At 44.6% G+C, this 15479-nt stretch carries 13 protein-coding genes and 1 riboswitch; of the genes, 9 read left to right on the top strand and 4 right to left on the bottom strand.

What is annotated here, in order from left to right; all coding sequences use genetic code 11:
• Positions 1 to 5 precede the first annotated feature (5 nt).
• The 4 genes from Psfp_RS03975 to Psfp_RS03960 all read right to left on the bottom strand — a co-directional run bounded on the left by Psfp_RS03975 (position 6) and on the right by Psfp_RS03960 (position 2333).
• Positions 6 to 554 carry a helix-turn-helix domain-containing protein gene (locus Psfp_RS03975; protein WP_134217258.1) on the bottom strand — a complete coding sequence of 183 codons (549 nt, stop codon included), beginning with the start codon at positions 552 to 554 and terminating at the stop codon, positions 6 to 8.
• Positions 547 to 1125, bottom strand: a complete 579-nt coding sequence (locus tag Psfp_RS03970) for a helix-turn-helix domain-containing protein (RefSeq protein WP_134217257.1) — start codon at positions 1123 to 1125, stop codon at positions 547 to 549. The genes Psfp_RS03975 and Psfp_RS03970 overlap by 8 nt, the downstream gene beginning before the upstream one ends.
• A 456-nt stretch (positions 1126 to 1581) precedes the next feature.
• Entirely contained in the window at positions 1582 to 1779 is a 198-nt protein-coding gene (locus Psfp_RS03965; RefSeq protein WP_134217256.1) for a helix-turn-helix transcriptional regulator, read from the bottom strand.
• Complete coding sequence (locus tag Psfp_RS03960; RefSeq protein WP_134217255.1) at positions 1779 to 2333, bottom strand: hypothetical protein; 555 nt, start codon at positions 2331 to 2333, stop codon at positions 1779 to 1781. Before Psfp_RS03960 ends, Psfp_RS03965 begins: the two co-directional genes overlap by 1 nt.
• A gap of 655 nt (positions 2334 to 2988) precedes the next feature.
• Between Psfp_RS03960 and Psfp_RS03955 the strand changes: the two genes are divergently transcribed.
• The 9 genes from Psfp_RS03955 to Psfp_RS03915 all read left to right on the top strand — a co-directional run bounded on the left by Psfp_RS03955 (position 2989) and on the right by Psfp_RS03915 (position 15327).
• Positions 2989 to 4380: a stalk domain-containing protein gene (locus Psfp_RS03955; RefSeq protein ID WP_134217254.1), complete on the top strand. Its 1392-nt coding sequence runs from the start codon at positions 2989 to 2991 to the stop codon at positions 4378 to 4380.
• A gap of 289 nt (positions 4381 to 4669) precedes the next feature.
• Complete coding sequence (locus tag Psfp_RS03950; protein ID WP_134217307.1) at positions 4670 to 6397, top strand: glutamine--tRNA ligase/YqeY domain fusion protein; 1728 nt, start codon at positions 4670 to 4672, stop codon at positions 6395 to 6397.
• Between the two features lie 294 nt (positions 6398 to 6691).
• Positions 6692 to 7375, top strand: coding sequence for a response regulator transcription factor (locus Psfp_RS03945; protein ID WP_134217253.1), 684 nt, complete (start codon positions 6692 to 6694; stop codon positions 7373 to 7375).
• Positions 7372 to 8883, top strand: a complete 1512-nt coding sequence (locus tag Psfp_RS03940; protein ID WP_134217252.1) for a HAMP domain-containing sensor histidine kinase — start codon at positions 7372 to 7374, stop codon at positions 8881 to 8883. Before Psfp_RS03945 ends, Psfp_RS03940 begins: the two co-directional genes overlap by 4 nt.
• A gap of 239 nt (positions 8884 to 9122) precedes the next feature.
• On the top strand, positions 9123 to 10685 hold the full coding sequence (locus tag Psfp_RS03935) for an efflux RND transporter periplasmic adaptor subunit (RefSeq protein WP_243120463.1): 1563 nt from the start codon (positions 9123 to 9125) through the stop codon (positions 10683 to 10685).
• Positions 10686 to 10791: 106 nt separating this feature from the next.
• Positions 10792 to 11547 (top strand): ABC transporter ATP-binding protein, encoded by a 756-nt coding sequence (locus Psfp_RS03930; RefSeq protein ID WP_134217251.1) that lies wholly within the window; start codon positions 10792 to 10794, stop codon positions 11545 to 11547.
• Positions 11544 to 12761: an ABC transporter permease gene (locus Psfp_RS03925; protein ID WP_134217250.1), complete on the top strand. Its 1218-nt coding sequence runs from the start codon at positions 11544 to 11546 to the stop codon at positions 12759 to 12761. Before Psfp_RS03930 ends, Psfp_RS03925 begins: the two co-directional genes overlap by 4 nt.
• A 599-nt stretch (positions 12762 to 13360) precedes the next feature.
• Entirely contained in the window at positions 13361 to 14515 is a 1155-nt protein-coding gene (locus Psfp_RS03920; protein WP_134217249.1) for an iron-containing alcohol dehydrogenase, read from the top strand.
• A 209-nt stretch (positions 14516 to 14724) separates the two neighbouring features.
• Positions 14725 to 15327, top strand: coding sequence for a GPR1/FUN34/YaaH family transporter (locus tag Psfp_RS03915; RefSeq protein ID WP_134217248.1), 603 nt, complete (start codon positions 14725 to 14727; stop codon positions 15325 to 15327).
• A 12-nt stretch (positions 15328 to 15339) separates the two neighbouring features.
• Positions 15340 to 15456: riboswitch (molybdenum cofactor riboswitch) on the top strand.
• The last annotated feature ends 23 nt before the right edge of the window (positions 15457 to 15479 follow it).

Here is a 15479-nt window from a genome sequence, read left to right as displayed (position 1 = left end):
AATACTCATTGCTGCAACTCACGATTGAATAAATAGGTAATGACACTCTTTTTTTGAAGAAAGTAAATATTATATTGTTTGATATATTTTATTTTGCCGGACTTGCACCACAAAGATATTACTGTTGGTGAATGGCCGGTAATTTGTTGTATTTGTTTAGTCGTCAGCATATCGGGATAATCTGCAAATTGCAGTTCAAGATATTGCAGGTAATCCCTAACCTCATTTATGCCTTTTAACTTGCAGTGAGCAAACCTATTATCAGACCTCGGTTTGGCCTTATAGTGCCTAATTTCACGCGGCAAAAACGGGTTATTATAATGGTTCGGCAGATAGTATTTTTCAGGGTTTTCGTCTCTGTCTTGCAAAAAGAAGACAATATCTTTGATTGCAATTTTATATCTGCGCGTCTTTTTCCCGGAATCAATGCAAGGAATAAAACCATTCCGCAGATAATACAGCGCGGTATTTTTGCTTATATGGCATATCCTATAAAACTGATTTTTCGTAACAAATTCGGGATACCTATTTATAAGAAAGCTATAGTCAGACATTTACAGCACCTCGCTTTGACATGAAAGTGTCAAAGAGCTGCTCGTATTGTCTGGCTTGCTCTTTATGCACGGTTGATTTTCTTGTAATGCTTCGATAATACAGGCCGGTCAAAAAATCAAGGAATGATTCTTTTGTGATAAATGTTCCTCTGCCTCGATGAAATGAGCGGATGCGTTTGTTTTTATAGCTCAGAGGCTTTAATTCATTGCGCAGTATCCAATTGCTTACCGTTGTTTCTGAATATCCGGTAAAACGTATTACATCAGGAACTAAAAGCAGTAGGGGGAAATCGCACAATTGTTTTTGGTAATAACGGCGTAAATCTTTAGTATACTCATTTTCTAATTCATCAAAGGACATCTTTTTATATTGATACAGCAGGATGTCAGTAATTTTTATCCGTTGTCTCCTGCCTTCTGATGTGCTAACATAATCGAAGGGTATCAAGCCTTTTTTTTGGAGAGAGTAGGCTGTTGATTTGCAAATATCCAAGATGGCACACATTTCTTTTTGCGTGACATATTCAGGATAACGATCAATTACCGAACGGCAATATTCATTAAAATTCATTTGCTTCACTCACTTTCTTAAATTTGTGTCAACGGCAAGTGGTGAAGCGAGTTTTACCGGTAAGAATAATAGAATTTTCTAGTTCTATCCGAGTTCTATCCAAAACAGGGTTGGAAGCAATTTTTTCGCTGATTTCTGCAATGCCTAATTTCCCTTGCAAGCACGAAAAAAATCCCCGGAAACCCTGATTTTACAAGGCTTCCGGGGAATACTATCTACATGTATTAACTTCCATTTACCGTTAAAGTATACTTAGGCGGCTAGACTCGAAATGCGGTTGTCATGGAAGTGGCACGTGGGTTCGAATCCCACCTCCTCCGCCATGTTAAAAGCTACATTTTATCTCTTGTTGTTTAAGGGGTAAAATTTTTATTTTTATATAGTTTCAAGGAATCAAAAAAACCAACACAAATGCAATCGGCCTTGAGAAGCTAAAGAAATTCTTAATAAAATACACTATAACTTTTCTTCAATAAATATAGTTTCAATAGCTACTTCAAAAAAGCGTGCTATTTTGAAGGCCAGTTTAAGGGAAGGGTCGTACCTCCCTTTTTCAATCGCGTTTATGGTGGCGCGAGTAACTCCCAGTTTATTTGCCAATTCCTCCTGTGTCAAGTCATGCATTGCGCGGTAGACTTTCAGCTTATTTTTCATTATTTTTTCATCTCCAAAAGAACCAAGCTGGCAAACCAAAAAAGTAATCCTGAGATTAAAATACCTATCCATAACCCTAATTGGTCAAGAGCTATCCAGGGTTGTATAATTGCCCCTATGATCAGGAAATTAAGGAATATAAACGACAAAGAGCCCGACCAGGCATAATGCAGCACAATTCTTTCGTCCACAACCGGGTCGGGGAAAAAATGCTTGACTCCAAACCTTTTGGCGAGATAGAAAATGATAACAATTCCTAAGACATAAATACCAAGCATGCTACCCCCGGTAGGATGAATAGAAAATATCGAAAGAATCAATAAAACCACTCCTACCAGAATAATGGGCATACTAAGTGCGGTAAGAACCAATCCAATCCATAATACAATTGGTTTTTTTGGTGCTATATTAATAAAAAAAGCTATACCAATTCCACCAGCCGATGCCAAAAGCCGAACTGGATCGATAATACCATCCTTGAAGAACTGGAGTATAACACTTATAATCAGGAATATTACCGAGAATACCATAAACCAAACAATCTTATTCTTCATAGTAGTTTCCTCCTTTTGGAACTTTATAATTTAGATTGTATTATAAACTACTCTAAATGTAAATAATATTTTACTTTTTATATCGTATATTTTACATATGCACCATTCAAAGAAAGGTAATAGAAGAATTTTTTTACGCATATAAAGGTACCTGTCACAAGCAATAAGTTTTGCCAGTCAATAGAAGTCTCTAAAATCATTGAAAGGGCTTTGACAAAACTCGAAATCCAGTAGATCGTGATGAGCGGTCTCGTGGGTTCGAATCCCACCCTCTCCGCGAGATAAATATCATGAAGTACAAGGGATTCTTACTATTTAGGTAGAATCCCTTTGTTGGTTTGTTAGCTGGTTTTGGAGTGAGGCATTAGAAGGTTTTAACATATAAAAAGCCTTCATTACCTTTCATCACCATATTTTTCAGTAAATATTCAGTTGCCTTTCAGTTGGGATTCACCTTTGTTTAGGTAAAGTTAATATAATGCTAAAATTTTTCTCGCAACTTTTTTGAGGAGAAGTTGCTGAAAAAGTTTTTTGTATTCAATACTACCAAATGTCAGGGGGTGCACTGCCTGATAATATTAAGCAAACCAAGGTTTTAGGCTGATTTACAGTGAAATTAGTTAGTAGAAAAAAGCTATTGTGAGGAGTTGAAAAAATGAAGAAAAGAATTATTACAGTGTTGATGTCACTGGCTATAGTACTGTTGATGACCGTGGCTGCGGAAGCTACCACAGCCACAAAGCCAATCACTGTTGATTATGTGGATATACAGCTCTATGTAAATGGCAATGCGGTCAGTTTGCAAGATAATGAGGAACCATTTATTTACAATGGTAGAACCTTTGTTCCCATTCGAATGGTGTCTGAGGCCTTAAACCAAAATGTTGAATGGATTGATTCAATCAAAGCAGTGAAAATTTCCGGTGAGAATAGTGCAACAACTGATTTATTAACTCAAAAGGAAAAAGAAATCCAGGATCTTAAACTTGAAATCGAGAGTTTGAAAAATACAATAGACTCTCTTGAGGCAGATGATGATGAAATTAGCGATCTGGAAGATGCCTTAATATCCGAATACGACTATTTGGAAGATGTAAATATTGAAGACATCAGTCTTGATGGCGACGAAGACGATATTGATGTGGCTATTAATGTTGACCTGGATGACTATGGGGATGAGTGGGAAGAGTTGGACGACAGTGACATTGAGGACTGGATTGAAGATCTGGTAAGCAGTATTCAGGATGAATTATCGGATGATACGGTGGTTAGCGGAGAAATTATAGATACTGACAGTGATGATGTGTTGGTGGAATTCTATAAGGACGGGGACTACAGTCTTGACGTGGAATTTCAAGATGATGATGATGAAATTAGCGATCTGGAAGATGCCTTAATATCCGAATACGACTATTTGGAAGATGTAAATATTGAAGACATCAGTCTTGATGGCGACGAAGGCGATATTGATGCGACTATTAATGTTGACCTGGATGACTATGGGGATGAGTGGGAAGAGTTGGACGACAGTGACATTGAGGACTGGATTGAAGATCTGGTAAGCAGTATTCAGGATGAATTATCGGATGATACGGTGGTTAGTGGAGAAATTATAGATACTGACAGTGATGATGTGTTGGTGGAATTCTATAAGGACGGGGACTACAGTCTTGACGTGGAATTTCAAGATGAAGACTATCGGGGAGGCAGCTCGGACTCCGATCTGGAAGATGTTTTGGACAGCCTTGAGGATGACAGTTTTTATGTGGATGACATAGAATTCACAATGGATATTTCTTATGATGACGACGACGAAAGTGTTACTGCTTATCTTGATGCGGTTGACGACGACGCTTCCTCGGAGTGGGAATACTTAAGCAGCAGCCGTATTGATAGTGATGTAACGGATATTTGCGAGGAAATTGCTGACGCTTTTGATGATGATGCGGATATTCGCCTTGATACTGTTACTGTTTACTTTTATGATGAAGACTCTGACCTGCTGGACAGTTTTGACTATGATGTGGATGACGGGGATCTGTATTAGAAAGAATAACACATTGGAAATGACCTCCACATATGAAACTTGAAAGAGTAGATTTTGATGAGTAGTTATAAAATCAAAGGGGATTCACACCATCGATGGTGTGAATCCCCTTTGATTTTACTATGGGAAAACCTGCTCCCGGTGGTTTCATCTCTGCTTAAAGTATGCAATAAGCATAAATAAGAGGATTTTTGGTTAATCTGTGGAAATATGAACCAAGAGTTACCGGTTAATCCATTGCGAAAGGAACGACAGTTATATGGGCACGCCTAAGACAGAAACAAGCGGCATGATCAAGAAAAATGACGAGCTGGCCAGGGAAGGTTTTGCGGAACCTTCCGCGCTGGAGGCAAACTTTATCCAGAACATTATTAATGATGATTTCAGTACCAACAAATACAACGGGCGGGTCCATACCCGCTTTCCACCCGAGCCGAACGGCTATCTTCATATCGGTCACGCCAAATCCATCTGCCTCAACTTCGGTATTGCCGCCAGAAACGGGGGCATCACCAATTTGCGGTTTGATGACACCAACCCCGCCAAGGAGGAGGTCGAATATGTCGATTCGATCAAGGCAGATGTGCGGTGGCTCGGCTTTGACTGGGATGACCGGATGTTCTACGCCTCCGACTACTTTGACCAGCTGTATGATTACGCGGTGCAGCTGATTAAGGCCGGTAAAGCCTATGTATGCGACCTGAGCGCGGAGGAAATTAAAGAGTACCGCGGCACCCTGACGGAACCGGGCAAGGAAAGCCCCTACCGCGACCGGTCAGTGGAGGAGAACCTGGACCTGTTTGAGCGGATGCGGGCGGGTGAGTTTCCGGATGGTTCGCGTGTCCTGCGGGCTAAAATTGACATGGCTTCTCCGAACCTGAACATGCGGGATCCGGTGCTCTACCGCATACTGCGGGCTACTCATCACCGGACCGGCGACAAGTGGCTCATCTATCCGATGTACGATTACGCCCATCCAATTTCGGATTCGCTGGAAAGGATCACCCACTCCATTTGCACGCTGGAGTTTGAAGACCACCGCCCACTGTACGATTGGACGCTGGATACTCTAGGCATTTATCATTCCCAGCAGATCGAGTTCGCCCGCTTGAACCTCACCTACACCGTGATGAGCAAGCGGAAGCTCCGCATGCTGGTGGAAGAGGGCTTTGTAAGCGGCTGGGACGACCCGCGCATGCCCACCATATCGGGACTGCGCAGGAGGGGCTACACGCCGGAATCAATACGTGACTTCTGCGATCGGATCGGGGTGGCCAAAAGCAACAGCATGGTCGATATCGCCATGCTTGAGCACTGCATCCGGGAAGATTTAAACTCTAGTGTGCCGCGCGTGATGGGTGTCTTAAGGCCGCTGAAGGTGGTTATTGACAACTATCCGGAGGGGCGGGTCGAGGAGCTGGAGGCCGAATACAACCCGGAAAATCCAGGCCTGGGCTCGCGCAAACTACCCTTTTCCAGGGAGCTGTATATTGAGCAGGAAGATTTTATGGAAAATCCGCCCAAGAAATTTTTCCGGCTCGCACCCGGACAGGAGGTGCGCTTGAAGAACGCTTACATTATCCGGTGTGAGTCGGTGGTGAAGGACGAAAAATCCGGTGAGGCGCTTGAGGTGCATTGCACGTACGATCCGGAAACAAAGAGCGGCAGCGCGGCCAGTTCCCGCAAGGTTAAGGGAACGCTGCACTGGGTTTCGGCGGACCATGCCATGCCAGCCGAAGTGCGTTTATACGACCATCTCTTTTTAAAAGAAAACCCGGATGAGGAAAAGGACTTCAGAGCCTGCGTCAACCCGGACTCGCTGACGAAGCTGACCTCCTGCATGCTTGAACGGAGCTTGTCGGAAGCGGCGCCCGGCAGCCGCTACCAGTTTCTGCGCAACGGCTTCTTCTGTGTGGATACTGTTGATTCAACAAAAACAAAACCGGTTTTCAACCGGACTGTTTCATTGAAGGATACCTGGGCTAAAATTCAGAAAGCCAGGCAGGATGGACAGTAACAGAAATGATCGCGGCTCATATCAAATAGTCTATGGATTGTTTTTTGTATTGCGCATTAATATGCATATATATTGAAGGGGTTATCGTCTTGATTTACGATAACCCCTTTGCCAATTCTAAGATTCAACTAATTTTCAGTTTTCATTCAGTACGTTTTCAGGTATTGCAAGGATAATATTAATAGGTAAGAAGAATGCTGGAACGGGAACATACCCCTTCAGGGAATGTTCCACAGCGCGAAGGTTCTGGGTGGATGCTATTTGGTTAATGTGTATAAAGGTGGTAGTCCAGGCATGCAACAATTGAAGGGGATTAAAATACTATTAGTAGATGATGAACCGAATATATTGCAGTTTTTGGAGCTCGGCCTGCAAAATGAAGGGTTTGAAGTGCAGACCGCCCAGGACGGCATGACAGCCATTACCTTGCTGAAGCAATTTCAGCCGCATGTCGTTATACTCGACGTTATGATGCCCGGCATGGATGGTTTTGAAGTGTGCCGGATGATCAAAAAATCGGAGAACGTGGCGGTGATTATGCTGACGGCCAAGGATGAAGTGGATGACCGGGTGAAGGGTCTTACGCTCGGGGCCGACGATTACATGGTAAAACCGTTCAGTTTTGAGGAACTGCTCGCCAGAATCTATGCCCGAATTCGCAATCAATTCCCAAACTTGTTTGGGGAAGTAGTGATCGGGTCGTTTCATATTGATGACCGCCGTAAGGAAATCCGCCTTAAGGACCGGGTTTTGGAACTGTCTCCAACGGAATATCAACTCCTTAAATTTCTGGTTCTCAATCACGGATTGGTTTTAAGCAAAACGATGATTTTGGATAAAGTATGGGGTTATGATTTCGGAGGAGAGGAAAACATTGTTGAGGTGTATATCCGCTCCTTGCGGGACAAATTAAACGACAAGGACCATCAATTAATACGAACCTTGCGTGGTTCAGGCTACCGGATCGATCTGTCATGAAGCAAGAAGGAAACGATCGTTCTTTTTTTGCTTTTAATTCACTCCGGATTCAACTATTATCCCGCTCACTGCTCATCCTTGCCGTTTTACTGGCGCTCATTGGTTTGCTGCAATATGTTTTTATGCGGGAGGTTATTTACAGAAATAAAGCTTCCAGCATGCAGAGTCAGATCATGTCTATTTCTCCCGATGTCTGGCAGCATTCCGGTACGAGCCAGGAATATGGCGATTTGCGTCCGCCGCGTTTCTTGACTCCTGAGGAAAACCTGGCATTTATTGATCTGCAGGGCAACTATTTCGTATTCTCCAGCGGTCCCGACAGCGGAAGCACTCCGAAATTGGATGCGCAAGAGTATTTGGATGTCATGAAGAGAAGAATCATGAGAAATCCGGTCGACGAAGAGTTCTCCGGGCAAGAGAATTTGGATGTCAGGAAGAAAAGACCATGGCCGAATTATAAAATTGTCGGCGCCGGAGGCTCGGAACAAATATTGGTCTTGCAGCCGGTTTTTGCAGAACCCGGACAGGCGCTTGGCGTCGTTCAAGTAAGTACTTTTACAGCTCCGCTCAAGGAGTTGCTTGTCCGTCAACTACTGGTTTTTTTGTTGCTTTCCATCATTGCCCTGTTGTTTGGGCTGCTTGGCTTTTTACCGCTACTGAAAAGAACGCTGGTCCCCTTGTCCAACATGGTGGATACCGCGGAGCAAATCGACGCCGGGAATTTAGCCAGGCGTTTTCCTACCCGGCAAGGGCAGCTGGAAATTGACCGTTTGGCGGAATCCTTTAACGGCATGCTGGAGCGGTTGGAAGCTTCCTTTGCAGCGGAAAGAGAGACCCAGGAACAGATGCGCCGTTTTATTGCGGACGCCTCTCATGAGTTGCGGACGCCGCTGACCTCCATTCATGGGTTTTTGGAGGTGCTGCTCCGCGGCGCGGCCAATCAACCGGAGCAGTTGTATAAATCATTAAAAAGCATGCACAGCGAATCGGAACGCCTTAATAAATTGGTACATGCGTTGATTCTCCTGGCTAAACTCGACCGCACGCCGCGCATTGAACTTACGGAAGGCGCGCTGGACAATGTTCTCCGGGATATGGAACCGCAACTGCGTATTCTGGCCGGCGGCAGAAAACTGGACTTGAATATAGAACTGGACCTAAAATGCAAATATGATACGGATAAGATGAAACAGGTGATCCTGAACCTGTTTCAAAACGCGGTGCAGCACACAGATCCTGAAAAAGGGCATATCCGGGTCTCATTATTGAGAATGAACAATGGCGTGCAGTTATCCGTTCAAGATAATGGACCGGGGATCAGTGAGCTCCATCTCCCCCACGTATTTGATCGCTTTTACCGCAGTGATTCCTCCCGGACGCGCAAATATGGCGGAGCCGGTTTAGGCCTGGCGATCAGCAAATCCATTGTAAGCGCTCACGGCGGAACCATTAGCGCTGTAAGCCGGGAGGGAGAGGGCGCCACATTTTATGTCTGGCTGCCCGCGTAACCGGAAAGCTCCAACGAAACGGCATTCATGCACGATCTATCGTGTGTGAATGTCGTTTTTTCTTTCAGCATATATTCAGCTATTATTCAATCAACACTCAGTTACCATTAAGGGGAAATTCAGTTAAAGCGCATATCATTTTAAGAAAATAGGCCTGGACATACATAATACGTGAAAGGATGAACATCACAATGAGATGGTGTAAGGACAACGACTATGTCTGAAGGGGGAATAAGACAGTGGAAAACACACTCAATCATGGAATAAAAAAATTCAGTTTGCCTCCTGTATTCTATAAGAGAAAAAAACTTTTAGGCGTCTTAATCATTGTGGTTATTGCATTGGGGGGATATTTCTTACTGGGCAACTCAAAAAAAGCGTCGGGAGGTTATCTTACTGAAAACGTCAAAAAAGGCTCAATAACCAACACCATCTCGGCAAGCGGCACGGTCGAGCCGGTAAGCACGGTTTCCCTGTCCTTTAAAAACGCTGAAATCATTAAAAATATTTATGTCAAGGTAGGAGATCATGTAACACCCGGTCAGGTGCTGGCCGATCAGGACAGTGAAAACCTGGAATTGTCGGTGACACAGGCTGTAGCAAGCGTGGATCAGTCCAGTGCCAGTTTGGAATTGCTGCAACAAGGCTCCACCCAGGAGGAATTGCGGCAGGCCGAGGCCAGTGTGCAGATAGCCCAGGCGTCGTATGACCAGGCCAAGTCTAACCTGGAGCGCAATCAGAAACTGGCTGAGGCGGAAGCATTATCCCAGACAGATCTTGAAACATATCAAGCAAGTTATGCCAATGCCGAAGGTAATTTAATAAAAGCGCAGGAAGCTTACAAAGCGCTGCTGTCAGGCAGCAAGGCGGAGGATATTAAATCAGCCGAGGCAAAGTTGGCGAGCAGCCAGGCGCAGTTGCAAGCGGCTAGAATTGATTTGACAGGAGCCACGATGACAAGCCCCATTAATGGTATCGTTAGTGAGATAAACGGCGCCGTAGGGCAACGGGCTACGGCCAACAACAACAGCACCAGCGGGTCCAGCGGGTTCATGGTTGTTATCTCGGAGGCTTTGCAGGTAACCGCACAGGTGAATGAAGCAGACATCGGCAAGACACAGGTTGGCCAAAAGGTTGAATTTACAGTTAATTCCTTCCCCAATACAACCTTTACAGGTCAGATCAGCAGTGTAGCCCCGCAGGCATATACGTCGTCCAACGTCCAGCTTTATGATGTTATCATCCAAATTGATGATAACCAGCAGGGGTTAAAAGCGGGGATGCCTGCAGACGTAACCATCATTGTTGAAAGACAAGAAAATACCCTCATCATTTCCAAAGCGGCCGTAACCTATGCTGCAAATTACCTCAACAAACTAGGTCAGAGCGGGGCCGCAAAACCGGCAAATGTTGAAGGTGGCGGCAACAGCCAAATTCAAAATAATAAACAAACCAGCGGTGCAGGTGCAGGCGCCGCTAGCGGTAGCAGTAGCAGTAGCAGTAGCAGTAATGGGGCTGCCGGCGCTGCAACAAGTTCCAAGGAGCAGCAATCGACGATTTTGGTGATGGGCCAGTCAGGACAACCGGAACCGCGACAGGTGACCCTGGGAATGTCAGACTTAAGCAACTATGAAGTTGTAAACGGCCTTAACGAAGGAGAAACAGTTGTAGTTGGCTCTCTCAGCCAGACTTCAACTTCAACTTCAACTTCAACTTCTACTTCTACTTCTACTAATAGCAGTACCAGGAGTAACCAGGGCGGCGGCATGATGGGCGGTGGCCCACCCCCGGGAGGACCCTAATCAGCAATCTGTCAAACTAATCTGAAGACCATTTTGGCTTCTGTCATACATCCTCCGTTGACGCCGCTTACGATGTGAGTAATCTATTATTGAATGGTGGTGCCGTATGCCGGATAAAACTACTATTGAACTAAAGGGCATTAAGAAAATATATGATATGGGGGAAAACAAGGTCTTCGCTTTGCGGGGTATAGATTTAACCATCAAGCAGGGAGAAATGGTTGCGATAATGGGTTCCTCCGGATCTGGCAAGAGCACGCTGTTAAATATTTTGGGCTGCCTGGATAAGCCTACTGAAGGTACATATTGTATCGATGGTGAGAATGTATCCGAATTAGATAAGAGTCAGTTGGCTGACATCCGTAAAAGAAAGCTTGGTTTTGTGTTTCAGGGTTTCAACCTTTTGGGAAGGATGACCGTAGGCGCTAATGTTCAGCTACCCATGATCTATGCCGGAGTAGATAAGAAAGAAATGGCAGCCAGGGCCAAAGATGCCTTGAGATGGGTCGGCCTCTCAAAATATTTTAACCACTATCCCAACCAGATGTCAGGAGGTCAGCAGCAAAGAGTCGCCATTGCCCGTTCTCTGGTAAACAACCCTTCTTTGATCCTGGCGGATGAACCCACCGGAGCCCTGGATTCAAAAACAAGCATAGAGATTATTGGGGTTATGCAGAGGCTGAATCAAGAAAAAGGGATAACCGTGGTGGTAGTTACCCATGATCAGGAAATCTCACTTTACTGCCGGCGTTTAGTTATGATCAAGGATGGCCACATTATCAACGATGCTCCGGTATTAAGCCAGAGGAATGCCGCTGCGGATCTGGCGGCCTTTCCGGTAGAAGCGGAGGTGGAACTATGAATCTCGCCAACAACTTTGAGGTGGCCGCTAACGGGATCAAGGCAAATAAGTTAAGGGCTTCCCTGACCATGCTTGGCATCATTATCGGGGTTGCGGCTGTTATTATTATGATTGCCGTGGGGCAGGGCGTCACCCAAAAAGTACAGGATCAGATTTCGAGCATGGGCTCCAATCTATTGATGGTTTATCCCGGAACCGGGCAGGGGCCGGTCAGGGGCTCCGGGGGCAGTGTCGCAACCCTTACCCTGGAAGACGCTGAAGCAATCGCTGAAATAGATTCGGCGCTCTATGTGGCGCCTGAGCTAAGTTCAAGCGCCACCATCGGGTACAACAACCAAACCTGGACATCTACTTACAACGGAACCACCCCCGAATTGCTGTCGATCAAAAACTGGACAATCAGCGCAGGGTCATTTATTACCGATGATGATGTAACGAACATCGCGCCGGTGGCAGTTCTGGGCAAAACGGTGGTAGACAACCTTTACCCCTCCGGAGAAGATCCGATAGGCACAAAAATTAGAATTGATAAAATAAGCTTTACCGTTGTAGGTACCCTTGCCTCCAAAGGATCCTCCATGGGCGGTCAGGATCAGGATGATGTTATATATATTCCTATCACCACTGCTCAAATAAAACTATTGGGTGTAAAGAGTGTCCGTCTAGTCGATGTTCAGGTCGATAAGGCGGAGAACATGGCTGCCGTCCAGAGTAATATAGAAAGCCTTTTAAGGCAGCGGCACCGCTTGGAAGGGACTGCCTCTGATGATTTTAACGTGCGCAACCTGGCTTCCGTACTTGAAACGGTTGAGAGCACCTCTGCCATATTGACGCTCTTTCTGGCCGGGGTGGCTTCCATATCACTGCTGGTGGGCGGTATCGGGATCATGAATATCATGCTGGTTTCTGTAACTGAAAGAACCAGGGAGATTGGTTTGCGCATGGCGGTCGGGGCAAGTGAAAGCGATATCCTCAACCAGTTTCTGGTGGAGGCGCTGGTGCTGTGTCTGTCAGGGGGGATTATAGGGATTCTCCTGGGTGTAGCCGGGTCTAAAATCATTGCCATGGTGGCCGGTATGACGATGTCGGTCAAGGCGTACTCAATAGTAATCTCCGCGGGTTTTTCCGCGGCAATCGGAATTTTCTTCGGCTATTATCCTGCCAAGAAGGCTGCGGGATTGGATCCCATTGAAGCACTGCGGTTTGAAAAGTAGATGTGTATATCTATATAAACCCAGATGAAATTCAGGGCCGGTATGTTCAAACGCCGGCCCTGAATTTTTTTTTAGAGGACTAATTTTAATGCTTTGGGGAAGTGACGGATAGTAAATGTACAGATGATTATAAATGTTACTTAGTGTCCAAATATTAAACAGTTGACTTTCATTTGCAATGAGGTTTTTCGTAAGTACACATGTAAATAATCCCATTCATTATAAGTGAAAACAAAAACGGCAGTAACTATAGCGGGTGCTGAACAAACCTTAGAGCCTTATTTCATAACGGTTCGCATAATAATCAAAATTTTTTTTAAAGATAGACACATTTGGTAACTATATTTCAGAAAAATAACCTTGGCTGGCATGAGCTTTGCTTCTATACATTATCGTGACGTCATATAAAATCCATAAAAAGGGGGAAATACAAAACCTTCTAAAATCAGCCTCGTTTTTGATTGCGTGACGTAGCGGGATTTGAGTTCTTCTAAAAAAGGTCCAAGGCTTGACAGGTGTGCAGGGATTGAAAAGGATATTTATGGTGTATTGCTTGACACAAAAATTTGAGTAGTGAAATCACAAAAGGAGGAAGTAGCATGTTAAATTTTCAATTGTATAACCAGGTTCGTATGCTTATTGGACCGGGAAGTCTAGAACAGTTAGGTGAATTAATAGAGCATATGGGCGTTAAGAAGCCGATGATTGTTACAGATAAGAGCATGGTAAATATGGGTATCCTCGATCAAGCAGTAGCGGGTTTGAAAGAAAGAAACATCCCATACGTTACTTTTGATGAAGTACTGCCGAATGCGCCGACAGACGCCATCGAAAAGGCCAGCGTGATTTGTAACAAAGAAAAATGTGATGCAGTAGTAGGTCTCGGCGGCGGAAGCGTAATGGACAGCGCTAAGGCTGTCAACGTCTTGAGATTTAATGACGGGAAGATCCTGGACTATGTAGAGCGTATGGACGATATCAAATTTTCACCCAACTGCGTCTTAATACCTACTACTGCAGGAACAGGCAGCGAATTATCTCAGGGAATGATCCTTATGGGCCCTGATCATGCAAAGTATACAATTCTTTCACATAATGCTAATGCGGCGTATGCAATTTTAGATCCCGTTATGCAGACAAGATTACCTGCTGAATTGACAGCAGCTACGGGATTGGACGCGTTAACACACGTTGTAGAAGACTATACGGATACGCTCGCAACTGACTTTACTGATATGATCTGCGAAAAGGTTATTGAGACTATTGCGGAGTACTTGCCGATATGCATTTCTGATCCGGGCAATGTAAAAGCAAGAAGCAGGATGGCTATATCAGCGTCTTTGGCAGGCTGGATGTTAGGTCACTGTGTCGCTAATGCCGGGCACTCAATCGGACAAACAATCGGCGGATTATTTGATATACCGCATGGACACTGTGTTGCATATTCAGAGCCCTGGGTACTGGAATTCAATGCGCCTGCAGTGCCTGAAAGGACCAAGTTTATAGGTAAAGCTTTAGGAGCAACGTTCACAGGCAAGGAAACACCGGAAGAAATCGGTGCAAAAACAAGAGACGCTTTCATTGATTTTAGAGACAACAAGTTAGGGTTAAGATCTGTTAAATCATTCGGTTACGATGAAAGCAAGTTCGAAGAAGCTGCAAAGATCATTGAAGCGGATATATTCCAGAATTTCCAGCCCAGAAAGATGACTGCTGCTGACGCTCTTGAAATCTTAAAGAAAATTTACGCATAAAAGTTCTATTCGCAAAAAGCAGTTTGACTTCAGCGGTTAATTGGGGTGGCACAGGTTTGCAAAACTGCCATCACCAATATGCAACCCCTGTACCACCCAACTGACCGTACATCCTTACTATATCATGGCGATTATAATAAAAATGGTGTGTAGGAGAACGTTATTGGTCTAATTGTCTAAATGTTTAAAATAATTAGGAGGTATTTTGGATGTCTGATTCTCATGCAACTGCAAATCCAGCAGGTTTAATTGTGATGGTTTTTTACCTGTGTGCCCTTCTCCCAGTGCTAATAGGCATTGCCCCGGCTTCAGCCCTCATCATACTTGTGCCGCTGGGATTGGTAGGCAGTATCGTGCAGTTTATCGCCGGAGCCATTGAGCTTAAGCGCGGTGATGTTGTAAACGGCAACATAACTTTGGCCTTCAGTGCCTTTATGTTCTATGGGGCTATCTCCTTTATGTTCAAATTCTTAAACGTTGGACCGCAAGACACCTCAGCAGTAGACGGCTGGGTATTTTTAAGCATGGGCGTCATTTTGCTGTTCCTCACCGGGCTTCCGATGCGAGCAGGTTTTGTACCCGGACTTTTCTTCATCATCACCGATATCTTCTTTGGACTCATGGGCTTTGGCAACCTTCTCGGCATGCCGGTGTTAACAAAAGCAGCCGGATACATTGAAATTATCGCCGTTATTTCTTTAATTTGGATTATAGTCGCAACCATACTCAATACCGCTTATGGCAAAGAAGTCGTTTCCCTCGGTCCGCCCTGGATTAAGACATTGCCCGCAAAAGAAGGAGTATCTGCATAAAAGCATATTTAAGTGAACAATTATTTCCGAGTTAAACAGCCTACAGCAGTTGCCATGGTTGTTAACCGCTAGGTATAAATGGAAACGTTTGTGCCTCCCTTCTTGGAAAGGAAATATTGATTTCATAAAACATGATTTCAGATGGAATTTTT

It is taken from the genome of Pelotomaculum sp. FP (assembly GCF_004369245.1).
Taxonomy (GTDB): domain Bacteria; phylum Bacillota; class Desulfotomaculia; order Desulfotomaculales; family Pelotomaculaceae; genus Pelotomaculum_C; species Pelotomaculum_C schinkii.
The sequence above is the reverse complement of the archived record's forward strand: the minus strand, read 5'-3'. Positions and strand labels throughout refer to the sequence as shown.

Coding starts and splice junctions, on each gene's coding strand:
- Psfp_RS03940 (WP_134217252.1), top strand. CDS start 7,372: ATGAAGCAAGAAGGAAACGATCGTTCTTTTTTTGCTTTTAATTCACTC.
- Psfp_RS03975 (WP_134217258.1), bottom strand. CDS start 554: ATGTCTGACTATAGCTTTCTTATAAATAGGTATCCCGAATTTGTTACG.
- Psfp_RS03955 (WP_134217254.1), top strand. CDS start 2,989: ATGAAGAAAAGAATTATTACAGTGTTGATGTCACTGGCTATAGTACTG.
- Psfp_RS03960 (WP_134217255.1), bottom strand. CDS start 2,333: ATGAAGAATAAGATTGTTTGGTTTATGGTATTCTCGGTAATATTCCTG.
- Psfp_RS03950 (WP_134217307.1), top strand. CDS start 4,670: ATGATCAAGAAAAATGACGAGCTGGCCAGGGAAGGTTTTGCGGAACCT.
- Psfp_RS03930 (WP_134217251.1), top strand. CDS start 10,792: ATGCCGGATAAAACTACTATTGAACTAAAGGGCATTAAGAAAATATAT.
- Psfp_RS03925 (WP_134217250.1), top strand. CDS start 11,544: ATGAATCTCGCCAACAACTTTGAGGTGGCCGCTAACGGGATCAAGGCA.
- Psfp_RS03920 (WP_134217249.1), top strand. CDS start 13,361: ATGTTAAATTTTCAATTGTATAACCAGGTTCGTATGCTTATTGGACCG.
- Psfp_RS03965 (WP_134217256.1), bottom strand. CDS start 1,779: ATGAAAAATAAGCTGAAAGTCTACCGCGCAATGCATGACTTGACACAG.
- Psfp_RS03945 (WP_134217253.1), top strand. CDS start 6,692: ATGCAACAATTGAAGGGGATTAAAATACTATTAGTAGATGATGAACCG.
- Psfp_RS03915 (WP_134217248.1), top strand. CDS start 14,725: ATGTCTGATTCTCATGCAACTGCAAATCCAGCAGGTTTAATTGTGATG.
- Psfp_RS03970 (WP_134217257.1), bottom strand. CDS start 1,125: ATGAATTTTAATGAATATTGCCGTTCGGTAATTGATCGTTATCCTGAA.